The sequence below is a fragment of the Azospirillum brasilense genome (genome assembly GCF_022023855.1).
In the GTDB taxonomy this organism is placed as follows: Bacteria; Pseudomonadota; Alphaproteobacteria; order Azospirillales; family Azospirillaceae; genus Azospirillum; species Azospirillum brasilense_F.
Genome location: NZ_CP059450.1, coordinates 724,548 through 740,131, shown reverse-complemented (window position 1 = coordinate 740,131; position 15,584 = coordinate 724,548). Strand labels below are relative to the sequence as shown.

The following is a 15,584-nucleotide window of genomic DNA, read 5'->3' as shown; positions in this document are numbered from 1 at the left end:
GGAACTATGCCGCCGGGGGGCGGAGAAGCGGGAGGTTGTTTCAGGGCGCCGGGAACTCGGCGAAGCGGGCGAGTCGGATGCTTCGCTCGCCAAGCAGGGCGGCGAAGGCCGGGCCTCTCAGATAGTCGTGCTCCACCTTGCGTTGGTCCACCAGCGGGTCGGCGCGGCGCAGGGCTTCGTCCGGGATGCCGGGATGGACCATCACCAGCAGCCGCCCGGCGGGACGGTCGAGAAAGCGCGCCATCAGATCGGGGAAAGGCTGGCGTCCGGAGAAGTCGTAGACACCGGCGAAGCGGTTGTTGGCGGGGATGCCGCGCGCCCGCGCCAGCCGCGCCAGCCCACCGCCGAGCCCGCCGATCAGCAAGGTCTTCGGCACCGCCACGCCGCGGCGCAGGACGGCCCCCACCGGCTCCCCGCACAGGCGGACATAGGCGCCGGGCAGGGTGGCCAGGGCGTCGGCCACCGCCTCGCGCACGGTGGGAAGCTGGTGGACGTGCTGGTGGCCGTCGATGTAGGCGGGCGGCCCGCCCCAGGCCGCGGCGAAAGCGTCGAGCTGGCGGGCCAGCTCCTCCCGGATTTCCTTGGGATCGAGGCCGCCGGTGTAGGCCAGTTTCATCAGCCGTCCCAGCGGCGGCAGCTTTCCGTCCGGCGCCAGCTTGGGCAGGGAACCCAGCGGCGGCTGGTCGGTCAGGGTGAAATGCAGCCCGACGTCGGCCTTGCCGGCCAGTTCCTTCAGCGGCGCCGCTCCCTCCGCCCAATAGGTGCAGAGCGTCATGGCCGAGGTCGCCGTCAAGCGTCCGGCGGCGATGAGGTCGCGGATGGCCTCGTTGACGCCCGGCGACAGGCCGTAGTCATCGGCGCAGAGCAGGACCGGATGCGTGGAACGCGGGGCTGGTGTGGTGTCGGTGTCGGGCATGGCGATGTAAGGTGGGACGGAAAGCGGCGCAAAGCCGGGGAGGGGATGATGGAGTGGGACAGCCTGTGGTTCAACGGTCATGCGGCCACCATGGCTCCGGGAGGAGTCGTGCGGGACGCGGTGATCGCCGTGAAGGACGGGCGGATCGCCTGGGTCGGCGCCGCCAAGGACCGCCCAGCCGGTCGCGCCGCCGAGGAGCATGACCTGGGCGGGCGCTGGGTCACGCCGGGGCTGATCGACTGCCACACCCATCTGGTCTTCGGCGGCAACCGCGCCCGCGAGTTCGAAATGCGGCTGGAGGGCGCGACCTACGAAGAGATCGCGCGCGCCGGAGGCGGCATCGCCTCGACCGTCGCCGCCACCCGCGTCGCCGACGAGGATGGCTTGATCGCCAGCGCTGCCGTGCGCCTGCAACGGCTGCTGGCCGAGGGCGTGACGATGGTGGAGGTGAAGTCCGGCTACGGTCTAGACCTCGCCACGGAGCGGCGGATGCTGCGTGCCGCACGGGCTCTGGGTGAGCGCTTCCCCGTCACGGTGCGGACGACCGGGCTGGCCGCCCACGCGCTGCCTCCGGAGTTCGCCGGGCGGGCGGACGACTACATCGCGTTGGTCTGCGAGGACATCCTGCCCACCCTGGCCGCGGAGGGGCTGCTGGACGCGGTCGATGCCTTCTGCGAACGGATCGCCTTCTCGCCGGAGCAGACGGCCCGCGTGTTCGGTACCGCGCGGCGGCTCGGCCTGCCGGTGAAGCTGCACGCCGACCAGCTCTCGGACGGCGGCGGGGCCGCGCTGGCCGCGCGCTACAAGGCGCTGTCCGCCGACCATGTGGAGCACACCGGCGAGGAGGGCGCGCGGGCGATGGCCGCGGCGGGGACGGTGGCCGTGCTGCTGCCCGGCGCCTTCTACACGCTGCGCGAGACCAAGCTGCCGCCCATCGAGCTGTTCCGGCGCCATGGCGTACCGATGGCGGTGTCCACCGATTGCAATCCCGGCACCTCGCCCGCCGTGTCGCTGCTGCTGATGCTGAACATGGCCTGCACCCTGTTCCGCCTGACCCCGCAGGAGGCGCTGGCCGGAGTCACCCGCAACGCCGCCCAGGCGCTGGGCATGGCCGCCATCCATGGCACGCTGGAGCCCGGCAAGGCCGCCGATCTGGCGGTGTGGGACGTCGGCGACCCGGCGGAGCTGTGCTACTGGCTGGGCGCCAATCCCTGCGCCGCGGTGGTGCGGGGCGGGCGGCTGGTGCGGGGCGGTCTGGAGTGACGTTGCCGAAGCGATAGCGTACTCTGAACCCGTCTGGAGGGCGCGATGGGGAAGATCGTTCTTGAGGATGTTGAGGAAGGCACGCTGGACCGCCTGAAGGCGCTTGCGAGCAGCGCCGGGCGGACGCCGGAGGAGGAGGCGAAACTGCTGTTGGCAGGCGCCTTGGCGCGCGAAGCTGGCGAGCAGGCGCGCCGTCATGACCTGCTGGAGCGGATGCGGCGGACCGCGGCCATGACGCCGCCGGGATTTCACGTCGATATGACTGATCTCATTCGCGAGGACCGCGACCGGTGAACGTCGTCGATGCCAGCGTCGCCATGAGGTGGTCGATCCAGGACGGTTACACGTCCTTGGCTCAGGCTCTCGTCAGCGGTGGGGGAATGCTCGTCGCCCCCGATCTGGTGGTGCCGGAAGTGACGAACGCTTTGTGGAAGATGCGCCGGTCCGGCCTCATCAGCGAGGAGCAGGCGGACCGGGTGTTGGCGGAGGTCCCGCAAGCTTACACGATGCTTGTGCCGATGTCGGGGCTGATCCGGCGGGCCTTCTCCATCGCCGTGGCCCTCGATCATCCGGCCTACGACTGCTTTTATCTGGCGCTGGCCGAGGAACTCGGCGCGCCGCTCGTCACGCTGGACAAGCGCCTGCACTCCCGCACCCGCTCCACCCCTTGGGAAGCGTTGACCGTTCTGCTGGGCGGCGGCACTGTTCCCGTCTGAAAACAACAAACGCATCAAGCAAAATTCGAGAGGGACGAGTCACATGTCCGACACCAAGCCGCCGGCCGCGCAGCCGGCCAACCGCCGCGTCATCCGGGCGCCGCACGGCACGGAACTGTCCGCCAAGTCCTGGCTGACCGAGGCGCCGCTGCGCATGCTGATGAACAACCTCGACCCCGACGTCGCGGAGAACCCGGACGAGCTCGTGGTCTATGGCGGCATCGGACGGGCGGCGCGGAACTGGGAGTGCTTCGACGCCATCGTGGCGTCGCTGAAGACCCTGAACGAGGACGAGACGCTGCTGGTCCAGTCGGGCAAGCCGGTCGGCGTCTTCCGCACCCACGCGGACGCGCCGCGCGTGCTGATCGCCAACTCCAACCTCGTGCCGCACTGGGCGACCTGGGACCATTTCCGGGAGCTGGATGCCAAGGGCCTGATGATGTACGGCCAGATGACCGCCGGATCCTGGATCTACATCGGCAGCCAGGGCATCGTGCAGGGCACCTACGAGACCTTCGTGGAGGTCGGGCGGCGGCATTACGGCGGCGACCTGAAAGGCCGCTGGATCCTGACCGGCGGGCTGGGCGGCATGGGCGGCGCGCAGCCGCTGGCCGCGACCATGGCCGGGGCGTCCATGCTGGCCGTTGAATGCTCCGCCCGCAGCATCGAGCGGCGGCTTGAGACCAAGTATCTCGACCGCTCGGCCACCAGCCTGGACGAGGCGATGGCGATCCTGTGGGAGGCCCAGGCCGCCGGCAAGGCGGTGTCGGTCGGTCTGCTCGGCAACGCCGCGGAGGTGTTCCCGGAACTGGTGCGGCGCGCCAAGGCCGACCCGCGCTTCCGACCCGACGCGGTGACCGACCAGACCAGCGCCCACGACCCGCTTAACGGCTATCTGCCCGCCGGCTGGACGATGGAGGAGGCCGAGACGAAGCGCCGCACCGACCCGGCGGCGGTGGTCGCGGCGGCCAAGGCGTCGATGGCGGTTCACGTCCGCGCCATGCTGGATTTCCACGCCATTGGCGTGCCGACGCTGGACTACGGCAACAACATCCGGCAGGTTGCCAAGGACGAGGGGGTGGCCGACGCCTTCGCCTTCCCCGGCTTCGTCCCGGCCTACATCCGGCCGCTGTTCTGCCGCGGCATCGGCCCCTTCCGCTGGGCCGCCCTGTCCGGCGATCCGGAGGACATCTACCGCACCGACGCCAAGGTGAAGGAGCTGATCCCCGACAATCCGCACCTGCACAACTGGCTGGACATGGCGCGCGAGCGCATCCGCTTCCAGGGCTTGCCGGCGCGCATTTGCTGGGTGGGTCTGGGCGACCGGGCGCGGCTCGGCCTCGCCTTCAACGAGATGGTGGCGAAGGGCGAATTGAAGGCCCCCATCGTCATCGGGCGCGACCATCTGGACAGCGGCTCCGTCGCCAGCCCGAACCGGGAGACGGAGGGGATGATCGACGGCTCGGACGCGGTGTCCGACTGGCCGCTGCTGAACGCGCTGCTGAACTGCGCCTCGGGAGCGACCTGGGTGTCGCTGCACCATGGCGGCGGCGTCGGCATGGGCTTCAGCCAGCATTCCGGCATGGTCATCGTCGCCGACGGGACGGACGCTGCGGCCAAGCGGCTGGAGCGGGTGCTGACCAACGATCCGGGCACCGGCGTGATGCGCCACGCCGACGCCGGCTATGACATCGCCAAGGACTGCGCGAAGGAGCAGGGGCTCACGCTTCCGATGATCCGCTGACGGGTTTGGCAGGGGCGGGTTTGGCGGGGGTGGCGCGCGACGGCAGGGTCGCCAGTGCCACCCCCGGCAGCACCAGCAGGACGCCCAGCAGGTGGAACATCTGGAGCTGTTCCCCCAGCAGCGCCCAGGCCGCCACCGCCGCCCACAACGGCATGACGTAGAGCGATGTGCCGGCCCGCGCCGGACCCATCAGGTTGATCGTCTTCTGGTAGGTCAGGAAGGCCAGGACGGAGGCGAACAGCGCCACCCCGGCGATGCGTATGGCGGCGTCCAGGCTCAGCGGGACGGGGCGCAGGGCCAGCGTCTCCCACGCGTAGAAAGGGGCGAGGACGACGACACCGGCCAGCGCGTTGGCCGCGAACACCGTCACCACCGGGAGCGAGCTGCGGGTCTGGCGCAGCAGCACCGTATAGACCGCCCAGGTCGCCGACCCCACCAGGATCAGCAGGTCGCCGGCGTTGAAGGACAGATGCAGCAGCGCCTGCGCGTCGCCGCGGGTCAGGATCACCAGCACGCCGGCCATCGCGACGGCGATTCCCGCCGCCTGCCGCGGCGTCACCTTCTCGCGCAGCCACAGGGCGGCGATCATCAGGATGATCACCGGGCTGGTGGCGTAGATCAGCGCGGCGTTGGTCGCGCTGGTGCGCTCCAGCCCCATGTAGACGACGGCGCCGCACACGCCCTGGGCCAGCGCGCCCAGCAGAAGAAAGCGCTTCCACGAGGCGCGCAGAACGTGGCGGTGCTGGATCAGGCCGGGCAGGGCCAGCGGCAGGATCATCAGGAAGGCCAGCACCCAGCGCCAGAAGGCCAGCCCGACGGGCGGCACGATAGCCGCCGCGGCCCGTCCGATCACCACGTTGGAGGCGAAGAAGGCCGAGGAGAGCAGATACAGGCTGTAGGCTGTGAAGACGGCGTTGCGCGGCTGGCGGTCCATGGGGCGTCCGGAGCGTGTCGGTGGGCGTCTTACGGAGCCTGCGGCCCCAGCAGCATCACCAGCTTGTAGTCGGATCGTCCGGCGGGGCACAACGTCACTTGTTCGTAGACCAGCGTCCCGTCCTGGGGATGGGTGAAGCCGCGGGTGCCGCCCTCCCGCTCCAGCACGCCATGGTCCTCCCACAACCGGGCGAAGCGGGGCGAGGCCGCGCGCAGGTTTTCGACCAGGGCGGTCAGCTCCGCGTCCCCGGCGCGGCGGGCGGTGTCGGCGCGGAACTCGGCGAGCAGCCGGCGGGCGCGGTCCTCCCAGTCGGCGATGAAACCCCGCGCGGTGGGATCGAGGAAGACGTAGCGCAGCAGGTTCCGCTCCGCCCCGCCCAGCCAGCCGGAGAAGAGATGCGCTGCGGCGGCGTTCCAGCCGACCGCCGTCCAGACGCGGTCGAGCAGGTAGGCCGGTGCCGCCACAACCTCCAGCGCCGCGAGCAGCGGAGCCGGCGGCTGGTCCGATCCGTCCGCCGCGTCGGCGTCGGGATCGCGCTTGCGCGACAGCTCGAACAGATAGGCGCGCTCCGCCGCGGTCAGCCGCAGCGCCCCGGCGATGCGCGCCAGCGCCTGCGGGGAGACGGAGACCTCGCGCCCCTGTTCCAGCCAGGTGTACCAGGTCGGGCTGAGGCCGCAGAGCTGGGCGGCCTCCTCCCGCCGCAGGCCGGGCGTGCGGCGGCGGGCGGAGCCGGTTTGCGGGATGCCGGCCTCCGCCGGGGTCAGCCGCTCCCGGTGGGCGCGCAGGAAGGCGCCCAGCCGGTGCCGCGTGTCGTCGTCGGAACTCATGGTGGCAGCGCTTATACCAGGATAAGCGCTTGCCTTGTACCAGTTTGCCGGACGGCCGATGCTGGGTTCATCACAACGAACGCGCCCCAACAAACACCAACGGAAATCACCATCATGACCAACAGCCACCACGGCGTCGTCGCCGCACAATACGGCCAGCGCGCCGACGCCTATGTGACCAGCGCCGTCCACGCCTCGGGCGCCGACTTGGACCAGATCGAGGATACGCTGCGCGGGAAGAACGCCGCCCGCGTGCTGGATCTCGGCTGCGGCGGCGGCCACGTCGCCTACCGCGCCGCCCCCCACGCCGCCGAAGTGGTGGCGGTGGACGTCACCGCCCCGATGCTGGAGGCGGTGGCCCGCACTGCGGCGGAGCGCGGCCTGACCAACATCACCACCACCCAGGCCCCCGCCGAGCGTCTGCCCTTCCCGGACGGCCATTTCGACGTGGTGCTGAGCCGCTTCAGCGCCCATCACTGGCTGAACGCCGAGGCCGGCCTGCGCGAGGCGCGGCGGGTGCTGGCTCCGGGCGGGCGGGCGGTCTTCGTGGACATCGTGTCGCCGGGCCACCCGCTGCTGGACACCCATCTCCAGGCCGTGGAACTGCTGCGCGACACCTCGCACGTCCGCAACTACAGCGCCGCGGAATGGATGGCCGCGCTGTCCCGCGCCGGCTTCGCGGTGACCGGCCTGACGCCGCGCCGCCTGCGCATGGAGTTCGCCGTCTGGACCGCCCGCACCTCCACCCCCGACCTGCGGGCCCAGGCGATCCGCGCCTTGCAGGATCTCGCCTCCGACGAGGTGCGCCGCCACTTCGACATCCTGGAGGACGGCAGCTTTCTCCTGGACAGCCTGACCATCGAAGCGGAGGCTTGCTGACCTTCAACGCAATGTCAGAAGGGAGGTGATGGTAACAGCCTCCCTTTCTGAACATATTTTACCTGCTTTTTGATAAATCCATGTCGGCCTGTGCATCAAACCGCTGCAACGCCTCCTTGGTTCTTTGACTATCGCAGGTTTCCTCAATGAGTATTTCTGATATTGTTCTGTCAATGTTGCTGTAGTGTTCTGCCATTACCATATCAATGCGAGCGGGGCTCCATTCCGGAGTGATTTGCTTGAGACGATGAGCCGCATGAGTGGATATAATTTGGTAATTTGCTAGAAATTTAGTGAGTTTTTCGTTGTCGGGCTTTGCGCATCTGCTGGCAAGCGAATTGGAAACCGAGAACTGTTGCCATATTTTGAGGATGTCAGGGCCTTGCTGTTGAGCCACTGCCGGTGCAATCGACAGCATCATCCCGCAACCTAAGGCGACCAAGAGGCGCATATCGTGTCCATTGATACGTATTGTCGCGTATATTATAATTCAAAGTTGCAGAAAATCGCAAGCCTTCTTGATTTTTGCTTCATCTAAAGTCGTTCTACTTAAGGTTAAGGTGTGCGATGCAAGGAATGGCAAGGTTCACGGAACGATGCCCGCTTCCAGAGCTATACCTTGTGAGCAGCACCGGGGACCTCAGGAGAATGGGTGGTCAATGATATCCCAACTTCGATTGCTGTGCGAAACGTGAGCGGAGATGCATGGACATGATCGACGTTCATGTACGCAGGGCTCGCCTTGCCGACGCGGCCACGGTCACCGGCCTCGTGGCGGCGCTGCTGGCGGAAATCACCGCCGGGCAGAACGACACGCCGCGGGCCGTCATGCTGGCCGTCGCCGAATCCATGCTGAGCGGCGATGGCCTGTCCTACACGGTGTTCCTGGCCGAGGACGGGGCGGGGCGCCCGCTCGGCGTCGCGACCCTGTCGGAAGGGGCCTGCATCTCCGCCCTGGGCCGGTTCGGGACGATCCGGGAATTGTACGTGACACCGGAGTCGCGCTCCGCCGGGGTGGGGCGGGTGCTGATCCGGGCCGTTCTGGACCACGGCCGCGCCCATCACTGGACGCGGGTCGAGGTGGGAGCGCCGTCCGCCGCGGACTGGCCGGATTCCCTGCGATTCTACCAGCGCGAGGGCTTCACGGAGATCGGGCCGCGCCTGAAATTCCGCTTGGCCTGACGCCTCCCGTGGAGCTTGCGTGATGCGGCTTGGTTGCGTGTTGACAGACGATTCGGCCACGCGCCAAATGAACCCGCATCACCGGCCGCCGAAAAGAACGGGCGGCCATTCGACCGAACACGGGAGGTTGTTAGGAATGAAGCGCATCCTGCTGGGTGCCGGGCTCGGCGTTGCCGCCACCTTGGCGCTTGCTGCGCCGGCCCAGGCCGCCAAGACCCTCGTCTATTGCTCCGAGGGCAGCCCCGAAAACTTCAACCCGATGGTCAACACGACCGGAACGAGCTTCGACGTCTCGCTGCCCGTGTACAACAACCTCGTGCAGTTCGAGTACGGCGGCACCAAGGTGGTCCCCGGCCTCGCCGAAAAGTGGGAGGTGTCGGAGGACGGGCTGACCTACACGTTCCACCTGCGCAAGGGTGTGAAGTGGCACAGCAACAACGACTTCAAGCCGACCCGCGACGCCAACGCGGACGACGTTCTGTGGTCGTTCAACCGTCAGTGGAAGAAGGATCACCCCTTCCACAAGGTGTCCGGCGGCGCCTATGACTACTTCAACGACATGGCGATGCCGGACCTGCTGAAGTCGATCGAGAAGGTCGACGACTACACGGTCAAGTTCACGCTGAACAAGGTCGAGGCGCCCTTCATCGCCAATCTGGCGATGCCCTTCGCGCCCATCCAGTCTGCCGAATACGCCGAAGCCCTGCAGAAGAAGAACCAGATCGACAAGATCGATCAGGCGCCGATCGGCACCGGCCCGTTCCAGTTCGTCGCCTACCAAAAGGACGCGGTCATCCGCTACAAGGCGTTCGAACCGTATTGGGGCGGCAAGGCGCAACTCGACAACCTCGTCTTCGCCATCACGCCCGACGCCGCCGTCCGCTACGCCAAGCTGAAGGCCGGCGAGTGCCACATCGTGCCGTACCCGAACCCGGCCGATCTGGAGGCGATGAAGAAAGACAGCGCCATCACTCTGATGGAGCAGGAAGGTCTGAACGTCGGGTATCTCGCCTTCAACGTCACCAAGAAGCCCTTCGACGACGTGCGCGTCCGCCGCGCGCTGAACATGGCCATCGACAAGAAGGCCGTGGTCGACGCGGTGTACCAGGGCGCCGGCGTCCCGGCGAAGAACCCGATCCCGCCGACCATGTGGTCGTACAACAAGGAGATCGAGGACTACCCCTACGATCCGGAGCGCGCGAAGAAGCTGCTGGCCGAGGCCGGCTTCCCGGACGGTTTCGAGACCGACCTGTGGGCCATGCCGGTGCAGCGCCCGTACAACCCCAACGCCAAGCGCATGGCCGAGATGATGCAGGCGGACCTCGCCAAGGTCGGCATCAAGGCCAAAGTCGTGCAGTACGAGTGGGGCGAGTACCGCAAGCGCCTCCAGGCCGGCGAGCACCAGATGGGCATGCTGGGCTGGACCGGCGACAACGGTGACCCGGACAACTTCCTGCACGTCCTGCTCGGCTGCGAGGCCGCGCGTGCCGGCGGGTCGAACATCGCCAAGTGGTGCTACAAGGAGTTCGACGACCTCGTCGTGCAGGCCAAGCGCACCACCGACATCGCCGCCCGCACCAAGCTGTACGAGCAGGCGCAGGTCATCTTCAAGGAAGAGGCCCCGTGGCTGACCGTCGCGCACTCGGTCGTGCACATGGCGCTGAGCAAGAATGTGGTCGATTACAAGATGGACCCGTTCGGCATCCATCGCTTCTACGGCGTCGATTTGAAACAATAAACTCAGCGTAGCAAGCGGCTTTACAAAGCGGTGGCCGGGGCATTAAACCCCCGGCTTCCCTTTGCGGATGCAGAGGTAAAAAGGGGGCCGCGGCCCCCTTGCTTTCGTTTCGAGCCCCCGGTGACGATCCGATGCTACGCTTCATCCTGACGCGGGTGAGCTTGGTGATTCCGACCTTTCTCGGCGTCACCTTCCTGACCTTCCTTCTGATCCGCCTTGTCCCCGGCGACCCCATCGAGGTGCGCGTTGGCGAGCGCGGGATCCCCCCCGAACGGCTTCTCGAACTGCGGCACGAGCTGGGGCTGGACCGGCCCCTGTGGCACCAGTTCCTCGACTACATCGGCGGCGTCCTCCAGGGCGACCTCGGCGTGTCGCTGGTGACGCGCAATTCGGTGTTCAGCGAATTCGTGACGCTGTTCCCGGCGACGCTGGAACTGGCAGCACTTGCCATGCTGTTCGCCACTGTGGTCGGCCTGCCCGCGGGAATCATCGCGGCGGTGCGGCGCGGCTCGATCTTCGACCATGGCGTGATGGGCATCAGCCTGACCGGCTATTCCATGCCGATCTTCTGGTGGGGCCTGCTGCTGATCCTGTTCTTCTCGGTGGGACTGGGCTGGACGCCGGTGTCCGGGCGGCTCGACCTGCTCTATTACGTGGAGCCGGTGACCGGCTTCATGCTGATCGACACGCTGATGGCCGGCGAATACGGCGCCTTCTGGTCGGCGCTGCATCACCTCATCCTGCCGATGATCGTTCTCGGCACCGTTCCGCTGGCCGTCGTGGCGCGCATGACGCGCTCCGCCATGCTGGAGGTGCTGGGCGAGGACTACATCCGCACCGCCAAGGCCAAGGGGCTGGCGGGCAAGCGGGTGATCGGCCTGCACGCCCTGCGCAACGCGCTGATCCCCGTGGTCACCGTGATCGGCCTTCAGGTGGGCACGCTGCTGGGCGGCGCGATCCTGACCGAAACCATCTTTTCCTGGCCCGGCGTGGGCAAGTGGCTGATCGAGAGCATCAACCGCCGCGACTATCCGGCGCTCCAGGGCGGGGTGCTGCTGATCGCGACGACGGTGATGACCGTGAACCTGCTGGTGGACGTTCTGTACGGCGTCCTGAACCCCCGAATCCGCCATTCGCGGTGAGGTGAGCCATGACGACTCCTACGACGACCGGCGTTCCGGAGACCCTTCCGGCCGCTTCTCCGCCGGTTTCCCAGCCCCCGCACCCGCTGGTCGAGTTCTGGTACCATTTCCGGCAGAACAAGGGGGCCATGGCCGGCCTCGCCGTGATCCTGCTGATCGCCGTGGTGGCGCTGTTCGCCGAGCTGGTGGCGCCGCACGATCCCAACATCCAGTACCGCGATGCCATCCTGGTGCCGCCGGTCTGGCAGGAGGGCGGGCGCTGGGCCTTCCTTCTCGGCACCGACGACATCGGGCGCGACATGCTGTCCCGGCTGATCTTCGGGGCGCGGCTGTCGATGATGATCGGCCTGATCGTCGTCACGCTGTCGCTGGCGGTCGGGCTGGCGCTGGGCATGGTCGCCGGCTTCTTCGGCGGAGTCACCGACGCGCTGGTCATGCGCTTCATGGACATCCTGCTGTCGCTGCCCAGCCTGCTGCTGGCCGTGGTGGTGGCGGCGATCCTCGGGCCGGGGCTGGTCAACGCCATGCTGGCGGTGTCCATCGTGGTCATCCCGCACTACGCCCGCCTGACCCGCGCCGCCGTGATGGCGGAGACGAGCAAGGACTACGTCGTCGCCTCCCGCGTCGCCGGGGCCGGGCCACTGCGGCTGATGCTGGTGGTGATCCTGCCGAACTGCGTGGCGCCGCTGATCGTCCAGGCGACGCTGGGCTTCTCCACGGCGATCCTGGACGCCGCGGCGCTGGGCTTCCTCGGCCTCGGCGCGCAGCCGCCGACGCCGGAGTGGGGCACCATGCTGGCCTCCTCCCTCCAGTTCCTCCAGCGCGCCCCCTGGGTCGTCACCTGGCCCGGCGTGGCCATCCTGGTGACGGTGCTGGCCTTCAACCTGCTGGGCGACGGGCTGCGCGACGCGCTCGACCCCAAGCTGAAACGCTGAACCCTTTTATTTCGGGGCCGCCATGCCTCTTCTCGATATCAAGAACCTGTCCGTCGAGTTCACCACGCGCGCCGGCACCTTCCGCGCGGTGGACGGAATCGACCTCACCGTGGACGAGGGCGAGGTGGTGGGCATCGTCGGCGAGTCCGGGTCCGGCAAGTCCGTGACCTCGCTCGCCGTGATGGGCCTGCTCGGCTCCAACGGCACGGTGGTCGCCGACCGCATGCAGTTCGGCGGCAAGGACCTGCTGGCGATGAGCCCGTCGCAGCGCCGGAAGATCACCGGCAAGGACGTGGCCATGGTCTTCCAGGAGCCGATGACCAGCCTGAACCCCTGCTTCACCGTCGGTTTCCAGATCATGGAGACGCTGAAGGTGCATGAGGGGCTGTCCGGCAAGGCGCTGCGCAACCGCGCCATCGAACTGCTGGAGCAGGTCGGCATCCCGGCCCCGGAAAGCCGCCTGTCGGCCTTCCCGCACCAGCTCTCAGGCGGCATGAACCAGCGTGTGATGATCGCCATCGCCATCGCCTGCAACCCGCGCCTGCTGGTCGCGGACGAGCCGACGACGGCGCTGGACGTGACCATCCAGAAGCAGATCCTCGACCTGCTGGTCCGCCTCCAGAAGGAGCGGGGCATGGCGCTGATCCTCATCACCCACGACATGGGCGTGGTGGCGGAGACGGCGCAGCGGGTGGTCGTCATGTACGCTGGGCAGGTCGCCGAGACGCGCCCGGTGGATGCCCTGTTCAAGGCGCCGCGCCATCCCTACACCGGCGCGCTGCTCGACGCGCTGCCGGAGCGGGCTCTGGGCAAGCGCCGGCTGCCGACGATTCCCGGCGTGGTGCCGGGCATCGGCGACCGGCCGCAGGGCTGCCTGTTCAACCCGCGCTGCCGCTTCGCCACCGACCGCTGCCGCATCGAGCGGCCGGCCCTGTTCGACGTGGACGCCGGCAAGGCGCGCTGCTTCTATCCACTCGCCGACGCTCCGGTCGGCGCCGGGGAGGTTCTGTGATGACCGACATCCTCACCGACGTCATGCCGGTCACCGGTCCGGTGGTTCTGGAAGCCATCCACCTGCGCAAGCACTATGCGGTGAAGCGCGGCGCCTTTAAGCCGGCGGCCACCGTCAAGGCGCTGGACGGCGTGTCCTTCCAGCTCGAAGCCGGGAAGACGCTGGCGGTGGTCGGCGAGTCCGGCTGCGGCAAGTCGACGCTGGCGCGCTCCGTCACCATGATCGAGCCGCCGTCCTCGGGGCAGCTTCTCTATGACGGGCGCGACGTGGTCGGGCGCACCGCGTCGGAGATGAAGGAGCTGCGTCGCACCGTCCAGATGGTGTTCCAGAACCCCTACGGATCGCTGAACCCGCGCAAAACCGTGGGCTCGATCCTGTCGGAGCCGCTGGTCATCAACACCCCGATGGGTAAGCAGGAGCGGCGGGAGCGGGCCGTCGCCATGATGGCGAAGGTCGGGCTGCGCCCCGATCAGGTGGACCGCTACCCGCACATGTTCTCCGGCGGGCAGCGTCAGCGCATCGCCATCGCGCGCGCGCTGATGCTGAACCCGCGGGTGGTCGTGGCGGACGAGCCGGTGTCGGCGCTCGACGTGTCGATCCAGGCGCAGGTGCTGAACCTGATGATGGACCTGCAGGAGGAGCTGAACCTCGCCTACCTGTTCATCTCCCACGATCTCAGCGTGGTGCGGCACATCGCCGACGCGGTCATGGTGATGTATCTGGGCCGTCCAGTGGAGCACGGGCCGAAGGACGTGGTCTACTCCCGCCCGCGCCACCCCTACACCCGCATCCTGATGGCCGCCACGCCGCGGGTGAACCCGGCTCTGCGGGCGGAGCGGGTGATCCCGAAGGGCGAACTGCCCTCACCGCTGAACCCGCCGCCGGGTTGCCCCTTCCACAAGCGCTGCCCTTACGCGACGGAGCGCTGCGCGACCGAGGTGCCGGCGTTGCGCCCCGTGGACGAGCGGCTGGTTGCCTGCCACTTCGCGGAAGAGATGGCCTGAGGTCCGGGGGCCGCGGCGTCTCCCGTCAGGCGCCGCGGCCCGTCTTGTCCTGAAGGGCGTCGATGCGTTTGGAGGCTTCGGCCTTCGTCAGATCCCCGTCGAAGCCTTCGCCGGCCTCCTCGCTGAGCGTCTTCAGGTAGGAGGCCTGCGCGCCGGTCATCGGCTCGTCCCCCGTCGTCCAATCGTCCGGGTCCTTCTCGCGGTTCGAATGGTCGGCGCCCCCGGCGTCCACGGTTTTCGGATTGCGACCCGGATTCGGCGCGTCGCCGCGATGGGACTGCGGGCGATGATCACGGTCGTTGTCGCGCTTCTCGTTCATGAAATGTTCCTTTCTGCTGGAAACGTCTGTCGAACAGCCGCATGTGGGATTGGTTCCCAACATTGACTTCCGGGGGCTCGCCGACTGTTGAAGCGCCATACGGAAGGCGTTACCCTTCCGCACGCTGGGGTTATCTTCGGCCGGTGAGGTGTGGTCCAGCGCGAAGGGACGGAACGAAATGCCGCTGATGGTGTGGAACGAGAAGCTGAGTGTCGGGATCGCGCAGTTCGACGAGGAGCACAAGCAACTGGTCGCCCTGGTCAACGAGCTGTTCGACGCTGTCCAGGCGGGGCGCAGCAAGGAGGCGCTGGGCGGCATTCTCGACAGCCTCGTCGCCTACACCAAGTCGCACTTCACCCATGAGGAGGAGCATTTCGCCCGCCTCGGCTATCCGGACCGCGATGCCCACAAGGCGGAACACGACGCGCTGGCCAGTCAGGTGCTCGAGGTGCAGCGCAAGTACCACGCCGGTGTCACTGCCACGCTGAGCATGGAGGTGATGAACTTCCTGAAAAGCTGGCTCATCAAGCACATCCAGGGTACCGACAAGAAGTACGGCCCCTTCCTGAAGGAAAAGGGCGTGGCGTAAAGGGCCATTTCCGTAAGGACGATTGCCGGGACCGAACGCCCCGGGGCGCTCCCTTTTTCTCTCCCGCCACAGGGCTTTCGCCGTCCGTGACGCGCGTCAACCCGGCAGGTCCGTCGCCGGGGGTCGGGAACTCTTGGCCGGGGCCGGGGTTCATGAGGTGACGGATGACTCCAGTATGGCTCCGTCGTCGCGCAATTCCGGCGAAGGTGCGCCGATGAACCGATGGCCGACACGGAGCCGTCCCGCCACCAGCGCCCAAGCCAACGGCGCCGGCGCCCCTAGCGCATGCCGCCGCACATTCGTCTTCCGCTCTCCCGATCCCGCCATCACCGCCCGGCTTTCCGGGGCGCCGCCGTTACGCGCCATCGCCGTCTGAACATGACG

17 protein-coding genes are annotated in these 15,584 nt (G+C 67.8%); 12 read left to right on the top strand and 5 right to left on the bottom strand.

What is annotated here, in order from left to right:
- Nucleotides 1-40: 40 nt before the first annotated feature.
- Nucleotides 41-916 carry a ChbG/HpnK family deacetylase gene (locus H1Q64_RS16785; RefSeq protein ID WP_237906269.1) on the bottom strand — a complete coding sequence of 292 codons (876 nt, stop codon included), beginning with the start codon at nucleotides 914-916 and terminating at the stop codon, nucleotides 41-43.
- Between the two features lie 48 nt (nucleotides 917-964).
- Here H1Q64_RS16785 and hutI point away from each other — a divergent pair, with 48 nt between their 5' ends.
- The 4 genes from hutI to hutU are packed head-to-tail and all read left to right on the top strand — an operon-like array spanning nucleotide 965 to nucleotide 4,639.
- Entirely contained in the window at nucleotides 965-2,179 is a 1,215-nt protein-coding gene (gene hutI, locus H1Q64_RS16780; RefSeq protein WP_237906268.1) for an imidazolonepropionase, read from the top strand.
- 45 nt (nucleotides 2,180-2,224) lie between these two features.
- On the top strand, nucleotides 2,225-2,473 hold the full coding sequence (locus tag H1Q64_RS16775) for a hypothetical protein (RefSeq protein WP_237906267.1): 249 nt from the start codon (nucleotides 2,225-2,227) through the stop codon (nucleotides 2,471-2,473).
- Complete coding sequence (locus H1Q64_RS16770; RefSeq protein ID WP_237906266.1) at nucleotides 2,470-2,895, top strand: type II toxin-antitoxin system VapC family toxin; 426 nt, start codon at nucleotides 2,470-2,472, stop codon at nucleotides 2,893-2,895. Before H1Q64_RS16775 ends, H1Q64_RS16770 begins: the two co-directional genes overlap by 4 nt.
- 43 nt (nucleotides 2,896-2,938) lie before the next feature.
- Nucleotides 2,939-4,639 (top strand): urocanate hydratase, encoded by a 1,701-nt coding sequence (hutU, locus tag H1Q64_RS16765; protein WP_237906265.1) that lies wholly within the window; start codon nucleotides 2,939-2,941, stop codon nucleotides 4,637-4,639.
- Here hutU and H1Q64_RS16760 read toward each other — a convergent pair.
- Both H1Q64_RS16760 and H1Q64_RS16755 read right to left on the bottom strand, forming a co-directional pair.
- Nucleotides 4,617-5,573: a DMT family transporter gene (locus H1Q64_RS16760; protein ID WP_237906264.1), complete on the bottom strand. Its 957-nt coding sequence runs from the start codon at nucleotides 5,571-5,573 to the stop codon at nucleotides 4,617-4,619. The two genes, hutU and H1Q64_RS16760, sit on opposite strands and share 23 nt — an antisense overlap.
- A gap of 29 nt (nucleotides 5,574-5,602) precedes the next feature.
- On the bottom strand, nucleotides 5,603-6,400 hold the full coding sequence (locus tag H1Q64_RS16755; RefSeq protein ID WP_237906263.1) for a helix-turn-helix transcriptional regulator: 798 nt from the start codon (nucleotides 6,398-6,400) through the stop codon (nucleotides 5,603-5,605).
- 114 nt (nucleotides 6,401-6,514) lie between these two features.
- Here H1Q64_RS16755 and H1Q64_RS16750 point away from each other — a divergent pair, with 114 nt between their 5' ends.
- Nucleotides 6,515-7,279: a class I SAM-dependent methyltransferase gene (locus H1Q64_RS16750; protein WP_237906262.1), complete on the top strand. Its 765-nt coding sequence runs from the start codon at nucleotides 6,515-6,517 to the stop codon at nucleotides 7,277-7,279.
- Nucleotides 7,280-7,337: 58 nt separating this feature from the next.
- Here H1Q64_RS16750 and H1Q64_RS16745 read toward each other — a convergent pair whose 3' ends face one another.
- Complete coding sequence (locus tag H1Q64_RS16745) at nucleotides 7,338-7,730, bottom strand: hypothetical protein (protein ID WP_237906261.1); 393 nt, start codon at nucleotides 7,728-7,730, stop codon at nucleotides 7,338-7,340.
- Nucleotides 7,731-7,990: 260 nt separating this feature from the next.
- On the opposite strand from H1Q64_RS16745, the gene H1Q64_RS16740 reads away from it, so the two are divergent.
- From H1Q64_RS16740 to H1Q64_RS16715, 6 genes are all read left to right on the top strand, one after another.
- The gene (locus tag H1Q64_RS16740) at nucleotides 7,991-8,461 is read left to right on the top strand and encodes a GNAT family N-acetyltransferase (RefSeq protein ID WP_237906260.1); all 471 of its coding nucleotides are present in this window, start codon (nucleotides 7,991-7,993) and stop codon (nucleotides 8,459-8,461) included.
- 136 nt (nucleotides 8,462-8,597) lie between these two features.
- The gene (locus H1Q64_RS16735) at nucleotides 8,598-10,199 is read left to right on the top strand and encodes an ABC transporter substrate-binding protein (protein WP_014198673.1); all 1,602 of its coding nucleotides are present in this window, start codon (nucleotides 8,598-8,600) and stop codon (nucleotides 10,197-10,199) included.
- 131 nt (nucleotides 10,200-10,330) lie between these two features.
- Nucleotides 10,331-11,341 carry an ABC transporter permease subunit gene (locus H1Q64_RS16730; protein WP_014198674.1) on the top strand — a complete coding sequence of 337 codons (1,011 nt, stop codon included), beginning with the start codon at nucleotides 10,331-10,333 and terminating at the stop codon, nucleotides 11,339-11,341.
- A gap of 8 nt (nucleotides 11,342-11,349) precedes the next feature.
- The gene (locus H1Q64_RS16725; RefSeq protein WP_237906259.1) at nucleotides 11,350-12,276 is read left to right on the top strand and encodes an ABC transporter permease subunit; all 927 of its coding nucleotides are present in this window, start codon (nucleotides 11,350-11,352) and stop codon (nucleotides 12,274-12,276) included.
- 22 nt (nucleotides 12,277-12,298) lie between these two features.
- Nucleotides 12,299-13,288, top strand: a complete 990-nt coding sequence (locus tag H1Q64_RS16720; protein WP_114860939.1) for an ABC transporter ATP-binding protein — start codon at nucleotides 12,299-12,301, stop codon at nucleotides 13,286-13,288.
- Nucleotides 13,288-14,292, top strand: coding sequence for a peptide ABC transporter ATP-binding protein (locus H1Q64_RS16715; protein ID WP_330874562.1), 1,005 nt, complete (start codon nucleotides 13,288-13,290; stop codon nucleotides 14,290-14,292). Before H1Q64_RS16720 ends, H1Q64_RS16715 begins: the two co-directional genes overlap by 1 nt.
- A 25-nt stretch (nucleotides 14,293-14,317) precedes the next feature.
- Here H1Q64_RS16715 and H1Q64_RS16710 read toward each other — a convergent pair whose 3' ends face one another.
- Nucleotides 14,318-14,524, bottom strand: coding sequence for a DUF3072 domain-containing protein (locus H1Q64_RS16710; RefSeq protein ID WP_237906517.1), 207 nt, complete (start codon nucleotides 14,522-14,524; stop codon nucleotides 14,318-14,320).
- A 265-nt stretch (nucleotides 14,525-14,789) separates the two neighbouring features.
- On the opposite strand from H1Q64_RS16710, the gene H1Q64_RS16705 reads away from it, so the two are divergent.
- On the top strand, nucleotides 14,790-15,200 hold the full coding sequence (locus tag H1Q64_RS16705; protein WP_237906258.1) for a bacteriohemerythrin: 411 nt from the start codon (nucleotides 14,790-14,792) through the stop codon (nucleotides 15,198-15,200).
- Nucleotides 15,201-15,584 lie beyond the last annotated feature (384 nt).

Bases quoted from the DNA above. Each gene is read 5' to 3' on its own strand.
- H1Q64_RS16785 (WP_237906269.1), bottom strand. From the start codon at position 916: ATGCCCGACACCGACACCACACCAGCCCCGCGTTCCACGCATCCGGTC.
- hutI (WP_237906268.1), top strand. From the start codon at position 965: ATGGAGTGGGACAGCCTGTGGTTCAACGGTCATGCGGCCACCATGGCT.
- H1Q64_RS16775 (WP_237906267.1), top strand. From the start codon at position 2,225: ATGGGGAAGATCGTTCTTGAGGATGTTGAGGAAGGCACGCTGGACCGC.
- hutU (WP_237906265.1), top strand. From the start codon at position 2,939: ATGTCCGACACCAAGCCGCCGGCCGCGCAGCCGGCCAACCGCCGCGTC.
- H1Q64_RS16760 (WP_237906264.1), bottom strand. From the start codon at position 5,573: ATGGACCGCCAGCCGCGCAACGCCGTCTTCACAGCCTACAGCCTGTAT.
- H1Q64_RS16755 (WP_237906263.1), bottom strand. From the start codon at position 6,400: ATGAGTTCCGACGACGACACGCGGCACCGGCTGGGCGCCTTCCTGCGC.
- H1Q64_RS16750 (WP_237906262.1), top strand. From the start codon at position 6,515: ATGACCAACAGCCACCACGGCGTCGTCGCCGCACAATACGGCCAGCGC.
- H1Q64_RS16745 (WP_237906261.1), bottom strand. From the start codon at position 7,730: ATGCGCCTCTTGGTCGCCTTAGGTTGCGGGATGATGCTGTCGATTGCA.
- H1Q64_RS16740 (WP_237906260.1), top strand. From the start codon at position 7,991: ATGATCGACGTTCATGTACGCAGGGCTCGCCTTGCCGACGCGGCCACG.
- H1Q64_RS16735 (WP_014198673.1), top strand. From the start codon at position 8,598: ATGAAGCGCATCCTGCTGGGTGCCGGGCTCGGCGTTGCCGCCACCTTG.
- H1Q64_RS16730 (WP_014198674.1), top strand. From the start codon at position 10,331: ATGCTACGCTTCATCCTGACGCGGGTGAGCTTGGTGATTCCGACCTTT.
- H1Q64_RS16725 (WP_237906259.1), top strand. From the start codon at position 11,350: ATGACGACTCCTACGACGACCGGCGTTCCGGAGACCCTTCCGGCCGCT.
- H1Q64_RS16720 (WP_114860939.1), top strand. From the start codon at position 12,299: ATGCCTCTTCTCGATATCAAGAACCTGTCCGTCGAGTTCACCACGCGC.
- H1Q64_RS16715 (WP_330874562.1), top strand. From the start codon at position 13,288: ATGACCGACATCCTCACCGACGTCATGCCGGTCACCGGTCCGGTGGTT.
- H1Q64_RS16705 (WP_237906258.1), top strand. From the start codon at position 14,790: ATGCCGCTGATGGTGTGGAACGAGAAGCTGAGTGTCGGGATCGCGCAG.